Genomic DNA, 498 nt, shown 5'->3' with positions numbered 1-498 from the left:
ATGACCACGCGGTTGACCTTCTTGCGATCCAGATCAGCCAGGTCATCCAGTACTGAATGGAAAGTGCCGTGGGCCAGATCCTCCAGTGCGGATGTGGCCTTTTTATGGCGTAGCAGGCTCTTCGGGCTCATTACCACCAACGGTTTACGCAGTGGCCGTACAGCCTGACGGCGCAACAAGTGATAAATCTGCCCGGGGGTGCTTGGCACACAGACCTGCATGTTGTGCTCCGCGCACAGTTGCAGGAAGCGTTCCAGTCGCGCAGAGGAATGCTCCGGGCCCTGCCCTTCATAGCCATGGGGAAGCAGCATGGTCAGGCCACACAAACGGCCCCACTTGGCCTCGCCGGAAGAGATGAACTGGTCAATCACCACCTGGGCACCGTTGGCGAAATCACCAAACTGGGCTTCCCAGATCACCAGAGATTTGGGAGTGGTAGTCGCGTAGCCATATTCATACCCCAACACCGCTTCTTCAGAGAGCAATGAATCGTAGATA

The 498-nt window shown here is 56.6% G+C and carries 1 pseudogene; it reads right to left on the bottom strand.

Features of this window, described 5'->3' with window-relative positions:
• Positions 1 to 498: pseudogene (locus tag A3754_RS07240) on the bottom strand (2-oxoglutarate dehydrogenase E1 component); the annotation flags it as partial.

It is taken from the genome of Alcanivorax sp. HI0083, assembly GCF_001635175.1.
This window is presented reverse-complemented; position numbering and strand designations above follow the sequence as displayed.